A 21,899-nucleotide genomic window follows, 5' to 3' on the forward strand; every position below is an offset into this window, starting at 1 on the left:
GGCTAATCTTATTCGTATATATATTATTTGTCTTCAACCATTACGGCTTCTGCCCCCATCCCAAGGATATTGACCCTGTGAAACTGGCTTTTATTATCGATCCCCTAGAAAAACTCGATCCGGGCCATGATTCCACCGTTGCCATCATGGAAGCGGCCCAAAAGTTGGGACACGAAGTTTTTGTCACATCAGTGGGGGATTTGGCCGTTATCAATGGCCAGGCCTGGGCTAAATTAGCGGCGGTACGCCTTCAGCCTGTGATTTTGGTCGATGGGCACTGGCAAGTTTCCCAACCTTGGTCCGAACTGTCCAAATCCCAGTGGATGGCCCTGACGGAATGCCAAGCAGTCTTTATGCGTAAGGATCCGCCGGTGACCGTGCAATATCTCTACGCCACCTTCATTTTGGAGTTACTAGCCCCCACCAAGACCATGGTGATCAATTCCCCCCAGGGGCTACGGGAAGCCAATGAAAAAATGTACACCCTGCAGTTTGCTGCGGTGATGCCTCCCACGGTGGTTAGTTTGGACAAGGGCCTGATCCGCCAGTTTTTGGAAGAGCACGGGGCGGCAGTGTTAAAACCCTTGGGAGGTAAGGCCGGGGAGGGAATTTTGTTTCTCGATCCTGGCGATCGAAACTTCAACTCCCTGGTGGAGATTAGTACCCAACATGGCAAAGAGCCGGTAATGGTACAGCGTTTTCTGCCAGAAGCGAAGGAAGGTGATAAGCGAATTATCCTGCTGGATGGTGATCCCATTGGAGCCGTCAATCGCATTCCCAGTGGAGCAGAATTCCGGGGCAATATGGCGGTTGGTGGTCAAGTGGCTCCCACTACCATTACCTCCAGGGAAATAGAAATTTGCGCTTTGCTAAAACCCAAATTGCAGGCTGACGGTTTATATTTTGTCGGTATTGATGTTATCGGAGGCTACCTAACAGAAGTCAATGTCACAAGTCCGACGGGGATCCGGGAGATTGATCGCCTTGAGGGAGTCCGCCTGGGAGAAAAAGTAATTTGCTGGTTGGAAAAACAATTTTAGCCTGGGATCAAGACAGCTCAATCTCAGCAAGTTTGGTTAAAAAAAGATTATTAGTTGGGCGTTCAGTTATTTGAGCCACTATTTTAATCTTGTTTTTTCTTGATCCCTGACCTTTTTTGTTCCATACCATACCATTATCTAAAGATTTTGTTACCTGTTAAGGTCGGGTGCTGTGTCAAACGTATCGATTTGTAAAACGAATATTAAGACAACCTGAAGAGAATTTCCTTCCATCGGGGAGGTAAAGGCAGACAGAGTAACTGTTTAATGCGGATTTGCCCCCTTGGTTGAATAGGGCAAAATATAAACATCTAGAAAGTTCGAGCTGATATTTTTCAAAAAGAGCTGATATTTTTCAAAAATTTTAACAACTGCCTAATTTCCCCACGCACCCCCATGAAAACCGCTAACTTTATCACCTCATCTTGTCGTTATTGCCGCTACTACCAGGCTGAAGGTAGGCGAGGCGGCACTTGCAGTCAACTCAATGTGCCAGTACAGGGACAGTGGAAGGCCTGTGCCCTAGCGGCAAAACCCTTTGCCGGTCCCTGGGAGAACCTCGAAGATGTGGTGTATTTAGAACATGCCTATGCTTTGACCAGTAAGGATGCTCTAGTGGAACAATCGGCAGAAACGATCGCCACCGCAGCCGAAGCGGCCTAGACAGCACAATTGGGGTAATGGACTCTTAAAGGGTGTTAAAGGTATTTGCCATAGTGGAGACTGTTTTCGGGGAACTTTTGGGGTTAATTTTCCGACATAGTGCCATAGTAGGGCTGAACAGGGGAGCTTTGGTCTGATCAGCTTAGGGGAGCCAGGGATATTGGCTAAAATCCGGGGGGCGTTTTTCCAGGAAGGCTTGTTTGCCTTCACTGCCCTCTTCTGTCATGTAATAAAGCAAGGTGGCGTTGCCCGCTAGTTCCTGTAATCCAGCCTGGCCGTCACAGTCGGCATTGAAAGCAGCTTTAAGACAGCGGATAGCCAGGGGACTTTTGCTCAAGATTTCCTTCGCCCATTGGATACCTTCTTCCTCCAGGCGATCGACGGGAACAACGGTGTTCACCATGCCCATGCGTTCTGCTTCCTGGGCAGAGTATTGGCGGCAAAGATACCAAATTTCCCTGGCTTTTTTTTGTCCCACAATGCGAGCTAAGTAACTGGAGCCAAAGCCTCCATCAAAACTCCCCACTTTTGGCCCGGTTTGGCCGAAAATGGCGTTATCTGCGGCAATGGTCAGGTCACACACCAAATGTAAAACGTGGCCACCACCAATGGCATAGCCAGCCACTAGGGCAATGACAACTTTGGGCATGGAGCGGATTAACCGCTGTAAATCGAGCACATTGAGGCGGGGAGTTCCTTGGTCGTCGATATAACCCCCTTCTCCCCGGACAGATTGATCCCCACCGGAACAAAAGGCATATTTGCCATCGCTGTGGGGCCCGGCTCCGGTTAGTAGTACAACCCCGATGCGGTTATCTTCCCTGGCGTTACAAAATGCGTCATAAAGTTCAAAAACGGTCTGGGGACGGAAGGCGTTGCGTTTATGGGGACGATTGATGACAATTTTGGCGATCCCCCCCGCTTTGTAATAGAGAATGTCGTCGTAATGTTTTGCAATGTGCCAATCCATAGGTTCCCTCCTGAGCAGTCCTTACCCATCTTACGGGGACAGCGTAAAGGTTTGACCCAATTCCTATTCCATCAATAACCGACCGTTAAGGCTAATTTGTGAGTAAACAAATATAAAGCAATGCAAAGGATTGGCCCCAAACTTTGGCGATCGCCTTACTATGCAGATCAAGACCTCCGTGTTTACTTTGATTTTTTTCCATGACCATTGCCGCCCCTAAAACCACCGTTGCCCCTGAGATGAAGCCGACGACACCGAAAAAAATTGGTGTACCCAGGGAATCCTTTGACCAGGAATGCCGGGTGGCCATGACCCCCGATACAGCCCAAAAGCTGCAAAAATTGGGCTTTGATTTGTTGTTGGAAACGGGAGCGGGAGCAAAAGCGGATTTCGCCGATCGCCTTTATGAGTCCCTAGGCTGTGGCATTGTCGATGGTCGCCAAACCTTATTTGAGCAAGCGGACATTATCCTCAAAGTGCGGCCCCCTTCCCCGGCAGAGGTGGAGGAGTTACCGGCGGGGAAAGCCCTGATTAGTTTTATCTGGCCGGCCCAAAATCCCGAATTGCTGGAAAAATTGGCGGCGAAAAATATCACTGTGCTGGCGATGGATGCGGTGCCCCGGATCAGTCGGGCCCAGAAATTGGATGCCCTCAGTTCCATGGCCAACATTGCCGGTTACCGGGCGATCATTGAAGCGGCTAATCGTTTTGGGCGGTTTTTCACTGGACAGATCACTGCGGCGGGCAAAGTTCCCCCAGCAAAAGTTCTGGTCATTGGGGCCGGGGTAGCAGGGTTAGCGGCGATCGGGGCGGCCAAAAGCTTAGGGGCGATCGTGCGGGCCTTTGATACTCGCCCAGTGGTCAAAGAACAGGTGGAAAGTTTAGGCGGGGAATTTCTCCTGCTGGACTTTAAGGAAGACGGCACCGGGCAGGGGGGTTACGCCAAAGTAATGAGTGAAGAATTCATTGCGGCGGAAATGGCGTTATTTGCCGCCCAAGCCAAGGAAGTGGACATTATTATCACCACAGCGTTGATTCCCGGTCGTCCCGCCCCCAAATTGATTACTGAACCCATGGTCAAATCCATGCGGGCTGGTTCCGTAGTGGTGGACTTAGCGGCGGAGCAGGGGGGCAACTGTGAAGTTACTAAACCCGGCGAAGTTTATGAATATGAAGGGGTGACCATCATTGGCTACACTGATTTGCCCAGTCGCATGGCCAGTCAATCCAGTCAGCTTTACGGCACCAATCTCTGGCATTTGCTCAAGGATATGGGCGGCTCCGAAGCTTTCAAAGTGGATGTGGAAGATGAGGTTATTCGGGGAGCCTTGGTATCCCATGAAGGCAAGATTACTTGGCCACCGCCGAAGCTTAATCCCCCTAGTCCGGTGCAACCAGCTAAACCTACCGTGACCGTAGTGGAGAGTGAAGCCAAATCTGCTAAAAAATCCGGCTCCGGTAATTTTCTTTGGTTAGCCCTAGCGGCGATCGCCTTGGTGGGCATTGGTATCGGCGCACCTACTTCTTTTCTCTCCCATTTCACTGTGTTTGTGCTGGCCTGTGTGGTGGGTTGGCAGTTAATTTGGAATGTGGCCCCGGCATTGCACACCCCTTTGATGAGTGTGACCAACGCCATCAGCGGCATCATCATTATCGGTGGCATGTTGCAGATTTCCGGGCCATTGAATAGTCCCACCACTATCTTGGGGGCGATCGCCATTTTAGTGGGAACGATCAACATTGCCGGGGGATTTTTAGTTACCCAACGGATGCTGAAAATGTTTCGGAAGTAATTTTATTTTTTAATAGGAATTAAATTATGGCCAGAAAATCAAAAGAATTTCAAAAATTATTTCACGAAGAAACCCATGCTGAGAAATCACCAAGAAGGGAGTCTACTTCTCAATCCATTAGAAAAAAGGAATTAGCGGCTTACGATCAATTCAAAAAAAAGCTTGAAAATGATGAGCACAATAAAGGCGCCACCTTTGTTAAAAATCCCAAAGGCATGAGAAAAATGTCTGAGGTTTTAGAGGAATTTGTCGCCCCCTTTATTGGTGATGAAGACTCCTATGAAGAAAGGGAATTTTTCTTTGAGCTAGCAATATTAGCCTGGAATTGTTCAGTATTCCCAGAAAGTGGGCGAGAAAAACTTATGGAAGCTTTTTTTACAGATTTGAGCAATCCCCTCGAGCCAGAAAGTATAGAAGCGACGCAGGATTTAAGAGTTTTTGTTGAGGAGTTAATTGAGCGCAAATTAGAAGTATTTCCTAAGGACAAAAGAATTATCCAAGATTTCCAATTAACTCAACATGAAGCCGGTTTCCACGTTGCTGTGTCCTACGTTATGGCTCGATAAATCCCATGCAAATTTCCCCAGCATTTAAATATAAAGTTTCCATTGATCCAGGCAAAATTACTGCATTTTGTCAGCAATGGCAAATAACTGAGCTTGCCCTATTTGGTTCATTTCTCCGAGATGATTTTGATCTAGATAACAGCGACATTGACGTTTTGGTCTCTTTTGAGCCTAATGTTCCCTGGACAATCTTAGATCTGGTGGATATGGAAGATCAACTTCAACAAATTTTTGGTCGGAAGGTGGACTTAATGGAACGGTTAAGCATTGAGCAAAGCCAAAATCCACTGAGGAAAAAAGCAATTTTGGAATCTTTACAGGTCATTTATACGGAGTCGAGACTACAGATTTAGTCCTAATAAGGCTTCAATAAATGGACAAGAAACAAAAACTTTTAAGCAAAGCTAAAAATAATCCCCAAGGCCTCAGCTTTAGAGAATTTGAAAAGCTTTTAGAACTATCTGGTTGGCTTCTTGATCATCAAACTGGTAGTCACCGTATTTGGTACTCCTATGATAAGCATCGCTTGTCCGTTCAACCAACAAAAAATGGTCAAGCAAAAGCTTATCAAGTTAAGCAATTTCTCAATCTTCTTCAGGAGTGATTATGACTGTTAGTAATATTTTTGATGGTTACACAATCAATCTTTTTCAGGATGAAGATGGGGATTGGTTAGCTTGCTTGGCGGAAATGCCCAATGTTTCAGCGTTTGCCGATTCTCCCCAAGCCGCTCTTGCTGAATTAGAAATTGCCTGGCAAGGGGTAAAGGAAAGCTATCACAAACACGGAGAGCCGATTCCCATCATTGAAAGGGTTTATGCAAAACCCTAATCCTTTACTTAAATTGATAACCAATTACCACTAAATTCTTATGTCTAACAGTTTACAAACCGTGGCCTATGTGGCCGCCAGCATATTATTTATCTTCAGCCTGGGGGGCCTGGCCAATCAGGAAACTGCCCGGCGGGGAAATGTTTATGGCATTGCCGGCATGGCGATCGCCTTTTTAGCCACTGCTTTAGGGGGCGACTTTACTGGTTACACCACTCTGCTGGGGGCAATTTTACCTGCGGTGGTTATCGGCTCCCTGTTAGCCTCCCGAGTAGCCATGACTTCCATGCCGGAACTAGTGGCGATTTTGCACAGTTTTGTGGGTTTAGCGGCGGTTTTGGTAGGTATTGCCAATTACCTAGCCCCGGAAAATGGTTTAGCGGGTTCCGAAGCTTTTATCCATCAAATTGAAATTTATGTAGGCGTATTCATTGGGGCTGTTACCTTCACCGGCTCCATCGTGGCCTTTGGCAAATTGCGGGCCATTATCAGCAGTAAACCACTCATGCTCCCGGCTCGGCACTTCTTGAACATTTCCCTGCTGGTGGCTACGGTGATTTTCGGGGTGCAGTTTATGCAATTGAATAGCCCCGCTGGCTTGACCCCCCTGTTAATCATGACCGCCATTGCCGGGGTGTTGGGTCTGCATCTCGTAGCGGCGATCGGGGGGGCAGATATGCCGGTGGTCATTTCCATGCTCAACAGCTATTCTGGCTGGGCGGCGGCGGCGGCGGGCTTTATGCTCTCCAATGATCTACTGATCATCACTGGGGCGTTGGTGGGAAGCAGTGGCGCAATTTTGAGCTACATCATGTGTAAGGCCATGAACCGTTCTTTTATCAGCGTTATCCTGGGTGGTTTTGGCGAAGGTTCTAGTGCTGCTTCCAAAGGGCCAGCCCAGGAGGTAATTGGTACAGTCACTAAAACTAGTGCGGAAGAAGTCGCGGAGGAATTGCTCGATGCCCAGAGCGTGATCATTACCCCCGGTTACGGTATGGCGGTGGCCCAAGCTCAACATCCCGTGGCAGAAATTACCAAATTACTCAAGGAAAAGGGTGTTAAGGTCAGGTTTGGCATTCATCCTGTCGCTGGTCGTTTGCCTGGCCACATGAACGTTCTGTTAGCGGAAGCCAATGTGCCCTACGACGTAGTGCTGGAAATGGACGAAATTAATGAAGATTTCCCCGAAACCGATGTGGTGCTAGTGATTGGCGCCAATGACACGGTGAACCCCAGTGCTTTGGAAGATCCCACCAGTGCGATCGCCGGAATGCCGGTGTTGGAAGTGTGGAAAGCCAAACAGGTGGTGGTGATGAAACGGAGCATGGCTTCCGGTTATGCTGGGGTAGAAAATCCTTTGTTTTATAAGGAAAATACCCAAATGCTGTTCGGCGATGCCAAGAAAAATGTCGATGCCATTTTGACCCAAATGCGGGCTAAGGATGAGGTGGGCAGTGGCGATAAGGTTCTAGTTTCCGTTTAGTTAGCTGACCTCAATGGGGACTTCTAACCCTAGGGGAGAGCTGAATACTTAATAATGGGGAGGGGAATATTCGTCTCCCTTTTTTGTTTGTCTATCATCTAGTTTTGCCATGACCACCGATCTATCGGTTTACCTCGACCAAGCCCAACAAGCCGGAGCGGAAAGCGCTGAAGTTTATTACTCCCGATCCTTTTCCCGACCAGTTTTCTTTGAGGCTAATCGGTTAAAACAGTTGGAAAGTTCTGAATCGGAAGGGGTAGCCCTGCGGTTATGGAAAAATGGTCAGGCTGGTTTAGCGGTGGCCTATGGTCCGGTGGAACCGGAAATATTAGTCGAAAAAGCGTTGGCCCTAGCAGCCTTGAATCCCCCCAATCCGCCCCGGTTCACTGCTCCCCGGCAAGATTATCGGGAAAGTTTAGGGGAAGATGTTTCCGTAGAACAATTAATCGATTGGGGTCAAACGGCGATCGCCAGTTTACGGTCAGAGTTTGCCGAAGTGCTCTGTAGTGGCGAATTAGCCTGTAGCACTGACAGCACCCGCCTAATTAACAGTGAAGGTTTGGACTGTACCTGGACAGAGAGAAGTTTGAGTTACTACTTCGGGGTGGAATGGATTCGGGGAGAGGATTTTTTAGCCATCTATGATGGGGAGCAATGTCGGGGCCAGACCAACGTCGGACAGGTGGTGGAAAATCTGCGGCAACGGCTACTTTGGGTGGAAGTGAATCAACAAATCCAGGGCGGCAAAATGCCCATTTTGCTCACCAGTGGCGCGGCCAGTTTGCTTTGGGACACGGTAGGAGAAGCCCTCCATGGTCAACGGGTAGCGGAAGACTCATCCCCATGGGCAGAAAAATTAGGACAAACTGTGGCCATTGAAGAATTGAATATTAGTCAAGATCCCACCGCCATTCCCTTTGATTGTCCCTTTGACGATGAAGGAAGCCGTACTCAAAAACTGGCTTTAATTAAAAATGGAAAAATTGCCCAGTTTTATACAGACCATGAAACAGCAGAAAAATTAGGTACAACCACCACGGGTAATGGTTTTCGTCCTAGCCTAGGCAGTGCGCCCCAACCGGGTTTGGTGAATATGTTAATCACACCGGGAACCGCTAGCTTCGACCAGTTACTTAAAAAATTGGGTAATGGTTTAGTTGTAGATCAAATTCTTGGGGGGGGGGCGGATATTTCCGGTGATTTTTCCATCAACGTTGATTTGGGTTATCGAGTGCAGAATGGTGAAATTACTGGCAGGGTTAAGGACACTATGGTTTCTGGCAACATTTATGAATTATTAAATCAGATTATCGCTTTGGGTTCAGACCGTCGTTGGCAGGGTTCCTGTGCCACTCCATCAATTATTTTAGATGGGGTATCGATCACCGCTTAGTACTATATTTGAACATTGGAATTTTCACCTAACTACCATTGAAAAAATCCGGCCATAAATTTGCCCAACGGTTATTCTGGCTTTGATGGTACTGTATTGGAATGGATAATGTTACTCGCTATCAAAACGCCGCGCTTCAGTACTACCAAGATCTGACTGGGTCTTCCCATCTCCACTACGGTTATTGGCAACCAATTCCGGAAACCGAAGATGATCTGACTATGGCTAAATTGCGCCATGCTCAGGAAAAATATACTGACCATTTGCTTTCATTTTTACCGCAGAATATCGAAACTGTATTGGATGTGGGTTGTGGCAACGGTGATAACGCCAGTCAACTAATTGGCAAAGGTTTACAGGTGGAAGGAATTGCCCCAGATCCTTTTCAGGAGTCAAGTTTTTTACAAAAGACTGGGGGCAAAGCTCGCTTTAATAGTAATACTTTCCAAGGTTTTATAGAAGATTGGCAACGGATTGGTTCTATGCCCCAATATGATTTGTTGCTTTTTAGTGAAAGTACCCAATATATGGCTGTAGCCACTATCGCCGATGGGGCAAAATTATTGGTAAAACCAGGGGGTTATGTTCTCTTGGCTGATATGTTTCGTAAAAATGAAGATTATCAGACAGGAATGTTTTCCAATTGTTTGATCAAAAGTGAATTACAGATGGCGATGAAAGAAGCCGGTTTTATTCTGCTCGATAGGGATGATATTTCCCAACAAATTGTACCTACCTTAGACCTTTGTGTGCAAAATTTTCAAACTTTTGGTGTTTCAACTTTAACCTATTTAGCTAGTTTAGTCAGAATTGCAGTCCCCCCTCTGTATAAAATTTTCGATTACTTTTTGGGTAAAAAGGCTAAGGTTTTGGTAAAGGAAGGATTACAGGCTGGGAATATTTTTCGGGATCATCTATGCTACGAAATTCAACTTTGGCAAAAGCTTACTTAAATTGCTGGGGATGATCTAGATTTACCTTGGGCAGGGGAAAGTTAAGAATAATGACTAATTTGTCTTGATGGCCAAAGCCCAGAAGTATAAGTAGAGTAAGGCCCCTTCACCGCCGGAGAGAACAATTATGTCCGCTGAATTTTTTGACTGCCTCCAACATAAATGCGCCTATGTGGCGATCGGAGAATTTAAACCCGGTCGGTTTGCAGAAGCCCAACGGTTATATGAGAAGGCCATTTCCACCTATAAAAGTGGCTTTAAGGGTGCCTTCCTGCTAAGAAAACCCAATTCCGACGAGGGCATTGCCGTGATTCTCTGGAATACGATCGAAGATATGGAGGCGAATCAAACGGAAGTCCATCGCAAAATTTTGGACGAAATGGGCCCTTTGTTTAATGTGCCTCCGGTCACCAATATTTATGAAGTTTGTAGCGAAGTGGAAGCCTATGGTAAGGTGCTCTGCTAACCATGTACAACATTAGCTTTACCCCCGATCGCCCGCTGACCTACCATTTGGAGGATGATCAAAGTCTGGCCCGTCTTTCCCTCGTGCCGGGGCGGGGCGGTCTGGTGACCGAGTGGACCGTTCAAGGTCAGCCCATCCTGTATTTTGACCGAGAGCGGTTCCAGGATCCATCCCTGTCAGTACGGGGAGGCATCCCAATTTTGTTTCCCATTTGTGGCAATCTGCCCCAGGATCAGTTCAACCACGCCGGTAAAAGCTATCGCCTGAAACAACATGGTTTTGCGCGGGATCTGCCGTGGGAAGTAATCGGCCAGCAAACCCAAGACAATGCCCGGTTGGATCTACGGTTGAGCCACAATGATGCCACCCTCGAAGCTTTCCCTTTTGCATTTGAGTTGGTTTTCAGCTATCAACTCCAGGGCCATAGCCTCCGCATTGAACAACGTATTGCCAACCTTGGCGATCAGCGGATGCCCTTTTCCCTCGGTTTCCATCCCTATTTTTTCTGCCGAGAGAAGTTAGGGATTACGTTAGCAATTCCTGCCAATGATTACCTAGACCAAAAAACTGGCGATTGCCATGGCTATGACGGGCAACTGAATCTAACTTCCCCGGAATTGGATTTAGCCTTTACCCAAATTTCCCAGCCAAGGGCCCATTTTATTGACCCAGACCGGAATTTAAAGATAGAAGTTAGCTTCAGCGAACTGTACCAAACTCTGGTGTTGTGGACTGTGGCTGGGAAAGATTATCTGTGCCTCGAGCCTTGGAGCGGGCCTCGCAATGCCCTCAATAGCGGCGAGCAGTTAGCTTGGGTAGAACCCTATTCTTCCCGTTCCGCCTGGGTAAATTTTCAGGTGTCCACTGAGTGACTGTGCCGCCCTTTCCACTTGGATAAAAGTCCGTTGGCAGTCCCAATTTAAGGGAGGAAGTTGTAATCCTCCCGAAATCAAGCCCTTGGGCTATGGCTCAATCAACTCCGTTCAGACTATGGAGATCTAAAAGTTTCCCTGGAGGGCCTCGTTGCACCGCTCACAAATGGTGGGGTCATCGCTGAAACTGCCCACTTGGGTGGAATAATTCCAGCAACGCTCACATTTATGACCGTCGGCTTTAGTGACAATAATCTTAATGGGTTTAGTGCGAATATTATTATCATGCCGTTCCAGGTTAATTACTACGGTTTCCTCATACGTAAAAGATGGTTCAATTTCAGCAGACTTGATAAACTCAACTTGAGAAGTTAGAAATATGTTGCGAAGCGAAATTTTTCGGTCATTGGGATCAAATGTGGGTTCATTAAAATTTTCTAACCATCCGTAGAACCAATGCACAAAATTTTCTCCTTGTTTTTCATCCGTGCCACTTTCAGCAGTTCGGGGATCCACAATAATCAATTTAGCCTCCAAAGATGAACCTATCACTTTGTCCCTTCGAGCCTGTTCGAGAAGTTGGTTAATTCCATCTCGTAATTGACGTAGGCTAACCCACTTTTGAGCTAATTGCGGCTGTTGCCATTGGGCATCTAAATTTACCCAGCCTGATTGGAATACCGATTCCGTCGGTTTTTCGTAGGGTAAAAATTGCCAAATGTCCTCCGCTAAATGACACAGCACAGGGGCGATCGCCTTGGTTAAATTTTCCAACGCCAACTGGAGAATGGTTTGGCAACTGCGGCGACGGGGAGCATTGGGGGCGGAAATATACAGACGGTCTTTAGCAATATCTAAGTAGAAGTTAGACAAATCCACCACACAGAAGTTTTGCACCGTTTGGAAAAACTTAAAGAATTGGAAACTTTCGTAGGCTTCCGTTACTTCCGTAAATACTTCCGTCATACGGTGTAACATATAGCGGTCTAATTCTGGCAAATCTTCATAGGCCACTGCATCGGTTTCAGGATTAAAATCATGCAAGTTACCTAGTAAAAACCGGGCCGTATTGCGAATTTTATTGCGTATATCTACCAACTGTTTGAGAATGCCCTGGCCAATGGGCACATCATTGGCGTAATCTACCGATGCCACCCAAAGCCGCAACACATCAGCCCCATAGGCCGGTTCCTGTTTTTGATTTTTACCGCCATTAATAATCTGGTAGGGGTCCACCACATTGCCCAGGGATTTGCTCATTTTGTGACCCTTTTCATCCAGTACAAAACCGTGGGTCAACACTGTTTTATAGGGGGCAATGCCATTTACTGCCACACTGGTGAGTAAACTGGACTGGAACCAACCTCGATGCTGGTCGGAACCCTCCAAATACATATCCACCGGGTATTTTAATGGTCGATTTTTTGCATTTGCGACCGCTGCCCAGGAAGAGCCAGAATCAAACCATACGTCCATGGTGTCTTCCCCTTTGCGGTAAGTACGACCATTGTTGCGGTATGCTTCCGGCAGGAGTTCCTCTACGGTTAATTCCCACCAAGCATCGGAACCTTTTTCCGCAATGATTTGTTGCACATGATTAATGGTTTCTTCCGTTAGCAAAGGCTCACTGGTTTCCTCGTCATAAAATACGGGAATAGGAACCCCCCAAGCCCGTTGCCGGGAAATGCACCAATCACTGCGATCGCCAACCATGGGAGTGATGCGATTTTCCCCCTGGGTTGGAATCCAGGTAACTTCTTTGATCGCTTTTAAAGCTTGATCCCGAAAACCTTCCACCGAAGCAAACCACTGTTCCGTGGCTCGGAAAATAGTCGGCTTTTTGGTGCGCCAATCGTAGGGATATTTATGCTCATAAGCTTCTTCTTTGAGCAAAACTTTTTGATCTTGCAACGCATTAATAATGGCTTCATTGGCATCGTTGAGCACATTAAGCCCCGCAAATTTCCCTGCTTCCTCCGTTAAATTGCCCGCCGCATCCACCGGGGACAAAATTGGTAAGCCATACCGTTGCCCGACAACGTAATCTTCTTGACCGTGGCCTGGAGCCGTATGCACTAGCCCGGTACCAGATTCGGTAGTGACATAATCGCCACCAATAACAATGGGACTAACCCGGTCAAACAGAGGATGCTGATAACAGGTATTTTCCAAACTTTCCCCTTGCAGAGTTACTTTAACCGTTAATTTGACCCCGAAAGTTTCACTTAATTTTTCCACTAAATCCAGGGCCACAATTAAGTAACTGCGATGAAAAATATGGGACTCCGTTTCCACCACCGCATAGGTTAATTCCGGATTTAATGCCACGGCCAAATTGCCCGGCAATGTCCAGGGGGTTGTAGTCCAAATGGCCACCGCTAAATCATCAATGTAGGGGGCCAAAATTTCAGCGGCTTTCTCCCCTGCTTGGGTGATGGGAAAACTAACGTAAATACTGCGGGAAGTATGACCTTCAGGATATTCCAACTCCGCTTCTGCTAGGGCTGTGCGGGAACTAGGACTCCAATGGACCGGTTTTAAACCCCTGTAGATATAACCTTTCAACGCCATGGCCCCAAATACGCCAATCTGGGCCGCCTCATATTCCGGGGTCAGGGTTAAATAAGGCTTTTTCCAATCCCCCCAAATGCCATAACGCTGGAATCCCACCGCCTGTTCCTGTTGGGCTTTGAGGGCAAAATCCCTGGCTTTGTGACGGAGGGTGAGGGGAGTTAATTCCGCCCGTTCACTGCTTTTTAAACTTTGTAGAACTTTCAACTCAATGGGCAAACCGTGGCAGTCCCAACCGGGAACGTAATGGACTTTATGCCCCTGTAATAGTTTATACTTATTAATAATGTCCTTGAGAACTTTGTTTAAAGCATGGCCCATGTGGAGGGCACCGTTGGCGTAGGGCGGCCCATCGTGGAGCACAAACAAATCTTTGGGATTATTGTCGGCTAAATCTGCGTAAATTCCTTTTTCCTGCCAATATTGCTGAATTTCCGGCTCTCTTTTGTTAGCGTTGGCCCGCATATCAAAGCGGGTTTGGGGCAAGTTAACGGTGTCTTTATAACTTTTGGCTTCAGTCACAGTGGCTTGGGGCAGAATTGTGCATAGGAATACTTGCTGATTTTACCCCGTTTTCCTAGCCCATCTACTGCGGTTTTACTCCCTAAAGGGCGATCGCCGTGGGCCGGCCTTGGCTTGATCTGCTCTGGCAGGCCAGTATAATTCCAAGGGATAATCGTCTATCAACCTGCTGAATTTTCCGGAACAACGGACCATGAATGAACCAAAACAGACCGAAACCGTCCAGGTGGTGGAAAAAGTTAGCGCGATCCTTTCCCCCTATTTCATCGTCATTGTGGGTTTGTTTTTGGCCGATAGCAATTTTCTCATTGGCATTGCCCTGGTGTTTGTGGGGGTATTTTCCCTGCTGAAACTTTCCTGGCACGATGTGCAAACGGGGGTAGAAAAAGTTAAGGGCTTCTTTGCCGAAAAGCAGTGAGTCCCATTAGAAAAAAATTAGACTTTTGAGACAGCTACTAAAAAGGTAGATCTTCTTCTTCCTCCGGGGCGATCGCCGGTCGGTTCAGGACGGTGGGTTGGTTAATTTGCAGATGTCCATTGTGATCCATGGGTTGCTGACCAAGTTCCGCCGTTGGTTCCGTAGATAAATCATCGCCATTATCCGATTCCTGTTTGGGAGCCGCATCGGATGCCACAATTTCCCCGTCAAAATTTTTGGCAAACTGCTCGATCGCCTTGCGGGTGGCACTGTCACCAATATCTGTCGGAGGCGGCTCTTCCATGGCTGGAGCCGGTTTTGGTTTGGGCCGAGAAGGATTAGAGAAATTATTTGATTCCCGTCGGGGGGAAGGTTTTATTTCCGATGTAGCGGGGCCCCTGGCGATCGCCGGGGGAGAAGGAGGCACAGTGGGAGCCGGATTAGCATTAACCGCTGCGGTGGGGGGAGGGCTTGGCTCTGGAGCAAAGGCTGGCGGCTTACTATGGCTAGGGGGAGGAGCGCTGTTAACCGGAGTAGTTTCCGGGGTCGATGGCTTACCCACCACCAAATTCACTTTCACCGATTGGCCACAGGCTTGCCCTAGGGCCGCTTCCAATTCATCCTTTTTGCCCGCCGCAATTTTAAGCAGTTGTTGGGTGGTAACACTGACGGTGGCATTATTCCCCACCAAATTGATCAAAGAACCAAAGGATTTAAATAAAGATTGACTGAGCGCCCCTAGATTGTTTAACGTTTCCGACCATAACTGGGTCAGATCCCAATGGGCGTTGCTCGGCTCAAAGCTGGATGGCTCTACATCTGCTTCTAGCTTCTCTTCTAGAACAATAGGTTCAGAAACAGGAATCATTGTAGGAGAATCCACCACGGTTAGATGGTTGTGTGAGCCACCAGGGAAAGTCACCACATTACTGGGCTTTGGCGGAGTTATTGGTTGAGCCACAGGTGTTCTAACTGCCGTTTGACTAACTGCCCCAGTGTCCAACCCACAGGCGGATGGCAACAGCCCCAACAGGGTCACCTCTAGCCAAAGTCGGGGCTGGGTAGTGTTACGAATTTGGATTTCACTTTCCTTAAGTTTTTGTTGTCCTTGCAAAATCACTCCCCTTTGCCATTGGGGCGCCGTGTCACACAGGGCTTGCCAGGTTTCCGCCGTCACCGCCACCAAATCTGAGCGTTGGGGAGCTGTTTGGGCAATAAGTAAATTCAAATAAAAACTGGCTAAATTTTGCAATACCACCAAGGGTTCCCGCCCCCGGTTCAAAATCTGCCGACAGGTAGCCAATAGGGTTTCTGCATCGTCACTGGCGATCGCCTCTAGGAGGGCTAACAAATCCTGTTCCGGCACCGCCCCCACGAGGTCCCAAACTTTATCGGGGGTAATCAGGTCGGGGAGCAGACTTAATTGATCGAGTAAACTTTCCGCATCCCGTAAACCACCATTGGCAATTTGGGCCACTAGGGTCAAAGCTGGTTGGTCAATATTAATATTTTCTCGCCCAGCAATATAACGGAGATGGTCCACCATGGCCTGCAAAGGAATGCGGCGATAATCAAACCGCTGACACCGGGAAATAATGGTGGGTAAAACCCGCTGGGGATCGGTGGTAGCGAGGACAAAAACAACCCGCTCCGGTGGCTCTTCCAAGGTTTTTAGCAGGGCATTGAATGCGGCCGTGCTCAACATATGACAGTTATGGACTAGTAAGCCATTGGCAACAAAATTGTGATTATCTTCCACCTCCAGGTCATAAACTTTTTCCACTTGACCCTTAGTGACGGACTCAACTTCCTCGAAATTTGTATGCCATTGCGGGGATGGAATAGATTTCCAAGTCCGATAACCACTTGCGGGTGGCCACTGCTCCCATTTTTGTGTAGTAATAGGTTTTGCTGTTAATGCTTCTGCGATAGGATTTTGCACTGGTGGGATATCCTCTATCGGTAAGCCATTCAGCAATAAGTTGATTTTCTTCCGGGAAAAAGCCCTCTGTGTGTAACTGAATTGATGGACTCCCAGATTCGGAAATAGAGAGGGAACCGTCGTCCATGTACCACCAAGCCATTCCTTCTTCAGTGATATGCGAGAGCCATTCCGAAGAAACTTGTTTTCTTTTACCTCCAGGTTTGACTGTGCTGAAAACATCAATAAGGTTTGGGGAACAACGGGTTTGACAGCAGATGGAACTTTCCCCATAGCCTTTATTGGCTGTGAATCGTATTTTGGGTGACAGACATCCCAGTCTTGCCGCTTTATATTCCATCCATTCTGACTGCTTGGTGCCGTGGGTCCATCGCAAGCGGGGGAATCGGCTATGTGGGTTGGGATAGTCAATACTTCCATCCCCAAGCAAGGTTCCGTAGATAAGACCGAGAATTTCTGCTCCCAACGGTTCTGACCCTGATGTAATTTTTTCTGTTCTGAGATCCCAAAGTCCGTGGCTTTTTTTGTAGGGATGTCTTCGCCAATGGGATTGGATACTTTTAATTTCTCTTCCTTTGCACTGCAAAAATGCTGGAATATCAAGTTTTTCGCCACATCCGCATTGACAAAAGGGTCTTGTGGCTTCTGCTTCTTCAAGGATAGAGATAAGGTCGTATTTTTTTTGTCCGTATTGATTGCCTCGTAGTTGATGGCCCCGGACAAACCGCCTAAGCTTGCGGTCAGTGCCGTACTTTGCGATAAATTGTCCACATCCACACTCGCAGGGGATAGTATCTTCATTCCGGGAGTGATGTTTTCCGCTCTCGTCCATCCTTGTTCAGTTCTGATTAAATGGTTAGCCGTACACCGTACTGTAGAATTTTTTGTCTTAATAGACAATGTTTGCTTTTCGCCTCTGTCAAGCCATCTTAAAACTTTTTTATATTCCCATTGCTGTAGAGTTTCGTTGTAGCTCAGAACTTCTCGCCCTTTTATTTGGGGATTGTCAATGGACATTAAGCCATTGCGGGTCAAAACTTGTGAGTCCCCCGTTAAGCATTCATCGATCACATATACTTTATATCTGCACTGTACTGGGGCAAATTGAGCCCGTTCAATAATTTCTCGGATATTATCTACCCCTGTATTACTGGCCGCATCAATTTCAATTACGTCTAAAGCTGAACCGTTAGTAATAGCCCGACAGGTGGCACATTGGCCGCAGGGAGTGGCAGTAGGCCGATCGCCAGCGATGCAGTTTAAGGATTTGGCTAAAATTCGGGCTGAAGAAGTTTTTCCCGTTCCCCTGGGGCCCGTAAATAGGTAAGCAGGTACGATGCGCTCCTGTTCAATGGCATTGCTCAATGTGGCGGCGATCGCCGTTTGGCCCACCAAATCTGCAAAGGTCTGGGGGCGATATTTATGGTGCAGAGGTTCGTAGGCCATGGCAAGGTAACCGGGCGATCAACAGACAGGGGGATTCTCAGCCTAACTCCAAAATGCAAAAAAAAGAGGTCAAGTTAACAGCCGGTGACGGGGGTGCTAAAGGCAAAGGGTAAGACGCTTAGAATGAAAGGGTCAGTGTTGATTTGTAAGACTAGAGGGCAATTCCGATGACAGGCCCCGTTATTTTTCACCTCGCTATCCCCGTTAATGATATTGCGAAAACTAAGGAATTTTACTGTGATCGCCTGGGGGCCAAGGCCGGCAGAGAAACCGATAAGGCAATAATTCTAGATTTCTACGGCCATCAGGTGGTGGCCCACATTACCCTGGAACCTTTAGTAAAACAACCGGGCATCTATCCCCGCCATTTTGGTTTAGTATTTCCTGTCGAAGCGGATTGGTTTGCTTTTTCTGAACAGGTGGAAGCGGCCGGAGTGCCCTATCATTTGCCGCCCAAGTTACGCTTTGCTGGAGAATTGACGGAACATCGCACTTTTTTCCTAGCTGACCCCTTCCATAACTATCTGGAATTCAAATGGTATCGTCACCAGGAAGCAATTTTTGATCTGAAAGAGTTTCTGGCCATTGGCGATCGCTAGTCAGACCAATCATCAGGCTAGCAATGTGGTTTGCTTGCACAACTGACCTAAAACCATCAATTCTGGCGTGATCCGGGCCCTTCCGGTCTTGGTTGACCATCAATGTAGGTAGCTAAATCCCAGGCCTCTTGATCCGTCAACACTCCATCAAATTGATAGGGCATATTACCGTGGATAAATTCTGCCAAAGTATTAATCCTCGCCATCCCCGCTTGGCGATTGAAGGAATTGGGGCCCCATAGGGCTGGGCGATAATAGGTGTCACTGCCATAGCGACCCTGGCCCAACGCACCGTGGCAAAAAGCACATTTCTGCTCAAAAATTGCCTGGCCTTGATTTGGATTCCCCGTCAGTTTGGCAATGGGGGGATAGGGGGTTTTGGGCAAATCGATGTTCAATACCTCTGCCTGTTCATCCAGCCACTGCATATAGCTGATAAAAGCTTGGAAATCGGGACTATCGGCGGTAATGGTCAGAGGTTTGCCGTTGAGGCTATGTTCAAAACAAAGATTGATCCGTTTCTGTAAATTGATGGTTTCTGGATATTGATATTTTTTCATCATGCCAAACCAGGAAGATGCTTTCGGATTAGCCCCGGCATTGAGGTGACAACTAGCGCAATGAAGCTTGGCAGTGAGCACAAATTCTGGCATTTCCTCATAGGTTTCGGTCGTTAATTGATAGCCCCGCAGAATACTATTCCAATGCTGATTATCCCAAGCCGTTACCGGTTCATCGGGGGGAGAAACAACTTGAGGATCAATTTGGGTCGGGAGGGCATCGGCAAAGGTAAAACTAAAATCCGCCGAAGCAAATTTTTTGACATTACTACTCCGGGCCATGGCGTGGCATCCCATACAGGAAGATGTCCCCTGGATATAGGTTTCCATGGTGGTATTGGCTAACAGGGCTGGTAGAACGTGAAAAACGGTGTCGGGGCTTTTATCCGCCGCTGATTTGGGGATAGCCCATTGAGCATTGATTAATTCATAATTGGCCCAAACGGAATCTTTTAACCCTGCTTGTACAAGGCGGTTAAGCTCGGCAACGTTATCCACTGCTTTGGTGGGTTGACTGCAATCCGGGTCTTGGTGGGGAATAGGAGTTCGGCGAGTGACTTGGTTGGGAACACCAAGAATGGTTTGTTTGTTGGTCAAGCAATTAACGCACCGATCGCCGTGGAAGGAGAAAACGGTATTGGCAGAACCACTGTGGTTTAAACCGGGGACATTATCCACCTGTTCATAGGTGGACCAAATCCACTGGGGCGCACTGGGAGTTTTATACATAATGTGAAATCCCACCAAACCCATCTGTTGCAGTTGATATTTCCCTGTGGTTAAATCCTGCACATAGGCCGGTACATTGTGAAAACGGCCGGATTCCTCCGGGGTAATTTCCCGCCAAGCGGCCTTAATTAAAATGGAGCCATCAGGGGCATTAATTTCGGGTAAAAGAGCCTGTTGTTCTGGGTTGTAAAGTTTATTTTTCACCACATAATCAAACAACACCTTATTCATGCGAATTTCATAGCGCACCACATTGCCCCACTGATCGGTCAAAGTTCCGGGCAATGCCCCATCAGCTTTGGTGGGTTGAAATTCATCATTGAGTACTTCATCCACCTTGCTTTGACGAAATAAAATTTTCGTTCTTCCATCTCCTTTCAAACCATTGGGTAAAGGTTCATTACTATTCCATGGCTGCGGCACTGCGCCATTGGGCAAATAAACTTCGCTGGTTTCTTTCCAGGTTTCCCACACCCTTGGGCCGGGAGCATTGATGGCTAAATTTTTATCCGGCACTCCCCGATCGCCGTCGCCAACTATAGCGGGCCAGTTTAGGGCAATGAATTCTTGCCAAGCAAAGGTATCCACCGCCCGTTGGACAACATTGAAATTCTTTTGCTTGAGTTCCCCTTCCACGTCTGCCGGTAACTGCCAACTGATGGCAAGGGGAGATAATTTGGCATTACAAACCCCAGGCAAAGTAATAGTAGCAACGGTTTTAGAGCTTACTGGAGTTACCAGGGAAAAAAACAGCACAAAAATAATCACAACTAGGGCATAGGCCGTAATTCTTCCTATTTTCATGCCATTATTCCCCCTTGGTAGTTATCAATAATTATGGTTGGGTTGGTAGAGAAAAAATCGTGTCTTGCACTGGTAACTTTTTAGTTAATTCCGGCGAAATTTGGAAAGTATTCCCCAACACCGAGCTAGGATTGCTAGCTAACCAAGTACTCAGATCAATACTTTGATAATCCCCATCATTGAAAACCACCACAATATCCAACGGCTTTTGGGAACTGTTGCGGATGGCATGGCCATAACCCTTGGGCACATAGCCCACATCTCCCTGCTGGAGACGACTAACGCTGGCTTTACCTTCGGAAGCAAAAACGGTTAAATCCATCTCCCCATCGAGCACATATTGCCACTCGTCCGCGTTGGGATGCCAATGGAGTTGACGCATGGCTCCCGGTTCTAAATGAATTAAAGCGCCGGTCATATTAAAACTGCCGGGAAATTCCTTGGCGCTGGCTAGCCTCAATTCGTTGCCACCCAGGGAAACTAGGGGTTGTTGCCCCAGGAGATTATGGGTGTGGGGAACTTCAATTTTGGCCGTTTGCCCCTGGGGAGTTGCGCTAGCCAAGGGGCCAGAAGCCGGGCCGTAGGAGGAAATGTAAACCTGTTTTTTGGGTAATTGGGCTACCTGGGCCGCCGTCCAACCTAAATTTTCTTCCACCCAGGCGATCGGAGTGTGGGAAAGCCAATCAGTAACGCTAAAGGTTGCCCCTTCAGAAAAGGTGCCGTCGTTGAATACCAGCAAAAATTTGGCAGTGTCGGGACCAATGCCCTCAATGCTGTGGCCCCAACCCCGGGGAAAATACCAAAGCCCTCCTTTGTCCACATCGGCAATTTCCACTTTGCCTTCGGGACTGGTGAGGGTAATCCGGGTTCTGCCTTCCATGACATAGGCCCATTCCGCCGCGTTGGCATGCCAATGTAATTCCCGAATCGCTCCGGGCTCCAAGCTCATATAAACCCCCGCCATCCCCTTGCTGACGGGAAAGTTATAGGTACCCACCTGTTTAGTGGTGCCGCCGTCGTAAAGCACTAGGGGAGTTTTGCTAAAGGCATAGGTAAAAGCTGGTAAATCCTTACCCCAAACCACGTTGGAGAGCGATCGCCATTGTTCACTTTGGGCAATGGTTGGAGTAAAAATCCCTAAAAAAGTTATCAGTAAAACACTCAATCCTACTAGTAAAAACCGCCGTCTCAACCATCCTATTACCGAGTTGACCATGGTGATACTGGAATAATCACAATCCAGTGATAAAAGGTGACGAAAGTTGTCTTTATCTGGAC

Annotated in this window: 19 protein-coding genes; 14 read left to right on the forward strand and 5 right to left on the reverse strand. The window is 47.6% G+C overall.

The genetic code is table 11. From position 1 onward, the window contains the following. Nucleotides 1–77 precede the first annotated feature (77 nt). Nucleotides 78–1,040 (forward strand): glutathione synthase, encoded by a 963-nt coding sequence (gshB, locus tag H6G46_RS14340; protein ID WP_010872163.1) that lies wholly within the window; start codon nucleotides 78–80, stop codon nucleotides 1,038–1,040. Between the two features lie 396 nt (nucleotides 1,041–1,436). After that, complete coding sequence (locus tag H6G46_RS14345) at nucleotides 1,437–1,703, forward strand: hypothetical protein (protein ID WP_010872164.1); 267 nt, start codon at nucleotides 1,437–1,439, stop codon at nucleotides 1,701–1,703. 142 nt (nucleotides 1,704–1,845) lie between these two features. On the opposite strand, the gene menB is transcribed toward H6G46_RS14345, so the two are convergent. Beyond that, nucleotides 1,846–2,673, reverse strand: a complete 828-nt coding sequence (gene menB, locus H6G46_RS14350; protein ID WP_010872165.1) for a 1,4-dihydroxy-2-naphthoyl-CoA synthase — start codon at nucleotides 2,671–2,673, stop codon at nucleotides 1,846–1,848. Between the two features lie 200 nt (nucleotides 2,674–2,873). Between menB and pntA the strand changes: the two genes are divergently transcribed. The 10 genes from pntA (at nucleotide 2,874) to H6G46_RS14400 (ending at nucleotide 11,030) form a co-directional block, all read left to right on the forward strand. Further along, the gene (gene pntA / locus H6G46_RS14355) at nucleotides 2,874–4,466 is read left to right on the forward strand and encodes a Re/Si-specific NAD(P)(+) transhydrogenase subunit alpha (protein ID WP_010872166.1); all 1,593 of its coding nucleotides are present in this window, start codon (nucleotides 2,874–2,876) and stop codon (nucleotides 4,464–4,466) included. Between the two features lie 26 nt (nucleotides 4,467–4,492). Then, the gene (locus H6G46_RS14360) at nucleotides 4,493–5,032 is read left to right on the forward strand and encodes a hypothetical protein (protein ID WP_010872167.1); all 540 of its coding nucleotides are present in this window, start codon (nucleotides 4,493–4,495) and stop codon (nucleotides 5,030–5,032) included. Between the two features lie 5 nt (nucleotides 5,033–5,037). Beyond that, nucleotides 5,038–5,385, forward strand: coding sequence for a nucleotidyltransferase family protein (locus tag H6G46_RS14365; RefSeq protein ID WP_010872168.1), 348 nt, complete (start codon nucleotides 5,038–5,040; stop codon nucleotides 5,383–5,385). Nucleotides 5,386–5,405: 20 nt separating this feature from the next. Then, nucleotides 5,406–5,636 (forward strand): type II toxin-antitoxin system HicA family toxin, encoded by a 231-nt coding sequence (locus tag H6G46_RS14370; RefSeq protein WP_020861599.1) that lies wholly within the window; start codon nucleotides 5,406–5,408, stop codon nucleotides 5,634–5,636. Between the two features lie 2 nt (nucleotides 5,637–5,638). Continuing rightward, nucleotides 5,639–5,863 carry a type II toxin-antitoxin system HicB family antitoxin gene (locus H6G46_RS14375; RefSeq protein ID WP_020861600.1) on the forward strand — a complete coding sequence of 75 codons (225 nt, stop codon included), beginning with the start codon at nucleotides 5,639–5,641 and terminating at the stop codon, nucleotides 5,861–5,863. A 40-nt stretch (nucleotides 5,864–5,903) separates the two neighbouring features. Further along, nucleotides 5,904–7,346: a Re/Si-specific NAD(P)(+) transhydrogenase subunit beta gene (gene pntB, locus H6G46_RS14380; protein WP_010872170.1), complete on the forward strand. Its 1,443-nt coding sequence runs from the start codon at nucleotides 5,904–5,906 to the stop codon at nucleotides 7,344–7,346. 109 nt (nucleotides 7,347–7,455) lie between these two features. Continuing rightward, complete coding sequence (locus H6G46_RS14385) at nucleotides 7,456–8,739, forward strand: TldD/PmbA family protein (RefSeq protein WP_010872171.1); 1,284 nt, start codon at nucleotides 7,456–7,458, stop codon at nucleotides 8,737–8,739. Between the two features lie 101 nt (nucleotides 8,740–8,840). After that, nucleotides 8,841–9,692: a class I SAM-dependent methyltransferase gene (locus H6G46_RS14390; RefSeq protein ID WP_010872172.1), complete on the forward strand. Its 852-nt coding sequence runs from the start codon at nucleotides 8,841–8,843 to the stop codon at nucleotides 9,690–9,692. Nucleotides 9,693–9,819: 127 nt separating this feature from the next. Next, nucleotides 9,820–10,158: a hypothetical protein gene (locus H6G46_RS14395; protein WP_010872173.1), complete on the forward strand. Its 339-nt coding sequence runs from the start codon at nucleotides 9,820–9,822 to the stop codon at nucleotides 10,156–10,158. A 2-nt stretch (nucleotides 10,159–10,160) separates the two neighbouring features. After that, nucleotides 10,161–11,030: an aldose 1-epimerase gene (locus tag H6G46_RS14400; protein WP_010872174.1), complete on the forward strand. Its 870-nt coding sequence runs from the start codon at nucleotides 10,161–10,163 to the stop codon at nucleotides 11,028–11,030. 126 nt (nucleotides 11,031–11,156) lie between these two features. Here H6G46_RS14400 and ileS read toward each other — a convergent pair whose 3' ends face one another. After that, a complete protein-coding gene (ileS, locus tag H6G46_RS14405; protein WP_010872175.1) occupies nucleotides 11,157–14,123 on the reverse strand; it encodes an isoleucine--tRNA ligase in 2,967 nt (988 codons plus the stop codon). 193 nt (nucleotides 14,124–14,316) lie between these two features. Here ileS and H6G46_RS14410 point away from each other — a divergent pair, with 193 nt between their 5' ends. Beyond that, a complete protein-coding gene (locus H6G46_RS14410; RefSeq protein WP_010872176.1) occupies nucleotides 14,317–14,541 on the forward strand; it encodes a hypothetical protein in 225 nt (74 codons plus the stop codon). Nucleotides 14,542–14,578: 37 nt separating this feature from the next. On the opposite strand, the gene dnaX is transcribed toward H6G46_RS14410, so the two are convergent. Beyond that, a complete protein-coding gene (gene dnaX, locus H6G46_RS14415; RefSeq protein ID WP_010872177.1) occupies nucleotides 14,579–17,929 on the reverse strand; it encodes a DNA polymerase III subunit gamma/tau in 3,351 nt (1,116 codons plus the stop codon). A 167-nt stretch (nucleotides 17,930–18,096) separates the two neighbouring features. Here dnaX and H6G46_RS14420 point away from each other — a divergent pair, with 167 nt between their 5' ends. Continuing rightward, nucleotides 18,097–18,528 carry a VOC family protein gene (locus H6G46_RS14420; protein WP_010872178.1) on the forward strand — a complete coding sequence of 144 codons (432 nt, stop codon included), beginning with the start codon at nucleotides 18,097–18,099 and terminating at the stop codon, nucleotides 18,526–18,528. Between the two features lie 56 nt (nucleotides 18,529–18,584). On the opposite strand, the gene H6G46_RS14425 is transcribed toward H6G46_RS14420, so the two are convergent. Next, a complete protein-coding gene (locus H6G46_RS14425; RefSeq protein ID WP_010872179.1) occupies nucleotides 18,585–20,621 on the reverse strand; it encodes a c-type cytochrome in 2,037 nt (678 codons plus the stop codon). Between the two features lie 31 nt (nucleotides 20,622–20,652). Then, nucleotides 20,653–21,837: a cupin domain-containing protein gene (locus H6G46_RS14430; RefSeq protein WP_010872180.1), complete on the reverse strand. Its 1,185-nt coding sequence runs from the start codon at nucleotides 21,835–21,837 to the stop codon at nucleotides 20,653–20,655. Nucleotides 21,838–21,899: the final 62 nt, after the last annotated feature.

This window comes from Synechocystis sp. FACHB-908, from assembly GCF_014698595.1.
In the GTDB taxonomy this organism is placed as follows: Bacteria; Cyanobacteriota; Cyanobacteriia; order Cyanobacteriales; family Microcystaceae; genus Synechocystis.

Excerpts from the sequence above, each read along its gene's own strand:
- H6G46_RS14345 (WP_010872164.1), top strand. The coding sequence starts at position 1,437 with ATGAAAACCGCTAACTTTATCACCTCATCTTGTCGTTATTGCCGCTAC.
- menB (WP_010872165.1), bottom strand. The coding sequence starts at position 2,673 with ATGGATTGGCACATTGCAAAACATTACGACGACATTCTCTATTACAAA.
- pntA (WP_010872166.1), top strand. The coding sequence starts at position 2,874 with ATGACCATTGCCGCCCCTAAAACCACCGTTGCCCCTGAGATGAAGCCG.
- H6G46_RS14360 (WP_010872167.1), top strand. The coding sequence starts at position 4,493 with ATGGCCAGAAAATCAAAAGAATTTCAAAAATTATTTCACGAAGAAACC.
- H6G46_RS14365 (WP_010872168.1), top strand. The coding sequence starts at position 5,038 with ATGCAAATTTCCCCAGCATTTAAATATAAAGTTTCCATTGATCCAGGC.
- H6G46_RS14370 (WP_020861599.1), top strand. The coding sequence starts at position 5,406 with ATGGACAAGAAACAAAAACTTTTAAGCAAAGCTAAAAATAATCCCCAA.
- H6G46_RS14375 (WP_020861600.1), top strand. The coding sequence starts at position 5,639 with ATGACTGTTAGTAATATTTTTGATGGTTACACAATCAATCTTTTTCAG.
- pntB (WP_010872170.1), top strand. The coding sequence starts at position 5,904 with ATGTCTAACAGTTTACAAACCGTGGCCTATGTGGCCGCCAGCATATTA.
- H6G46_RS14385 (WP_010872171.1), top strand. The coding sequence starts at position 7,456 with ATGACCACCGATCTATCGGTTTACCTCGACCAAGCCCAACAAGCCGGA.
- H6G46_RS14390 (WP_010872172.1), top strand. The coding sequence starts at position 8,841 with ATGGATAATGTTACTCGCTATCAAAACGCCGCGCTTCAGTACTACCAA.
- H6G46_RS14395 (WP_010872173.1), top strand. The coding sequence starts at position 9,820 with ATGTCCGCTGAATTTTTTGACTGCCTCCAACATAAATGCGCCTATGTG.
- H6G46_RS14400 (WP_010872174.1), top strand. The coding sequence starts at position 10,161 with ATGTACAACATTAGCTTTACCCCCGATCGCCCGCTGACCTACCATTTG.
- H6G46_RS14410 (WP_010872176.1), top strand. The coding sequence starts at position 14,317 with ATGAATGAACCAAAACAGACCGAAACCGTCCAGGTGGTGGAAAAAGTT.
- dnaX (WP_010872177.1), bottom strand. The coding sequence starts at position 17,929 with ATGGCCTACGAACCTCTGCACCATAAATATCGCCCCCAGACCTTTGCA.
- H6G46_RS14420 (WP_010872178.1), top strand. The coding sequence starts at position 18,097 with ATGACAGGCCCCGTTATTTTTCACCTCGCTATCCCCGTTAATGATATT.
- H6G46_RS14425 (WP_010872179.1), bottom strand. The coding sequence starts at position 20,621 with ATGAAAATAGGAAGAATTACGGCCTATGCCCTAGTTGTGATTATTTTT.
- H6G46_RS14430 (WP_010872180.1), bottom strand. The coding sequence starts at position 21,837 with ATGGTCAACTCGGTAATAGGATGGTTGAGACGGCGGTTTTTACTAGTA.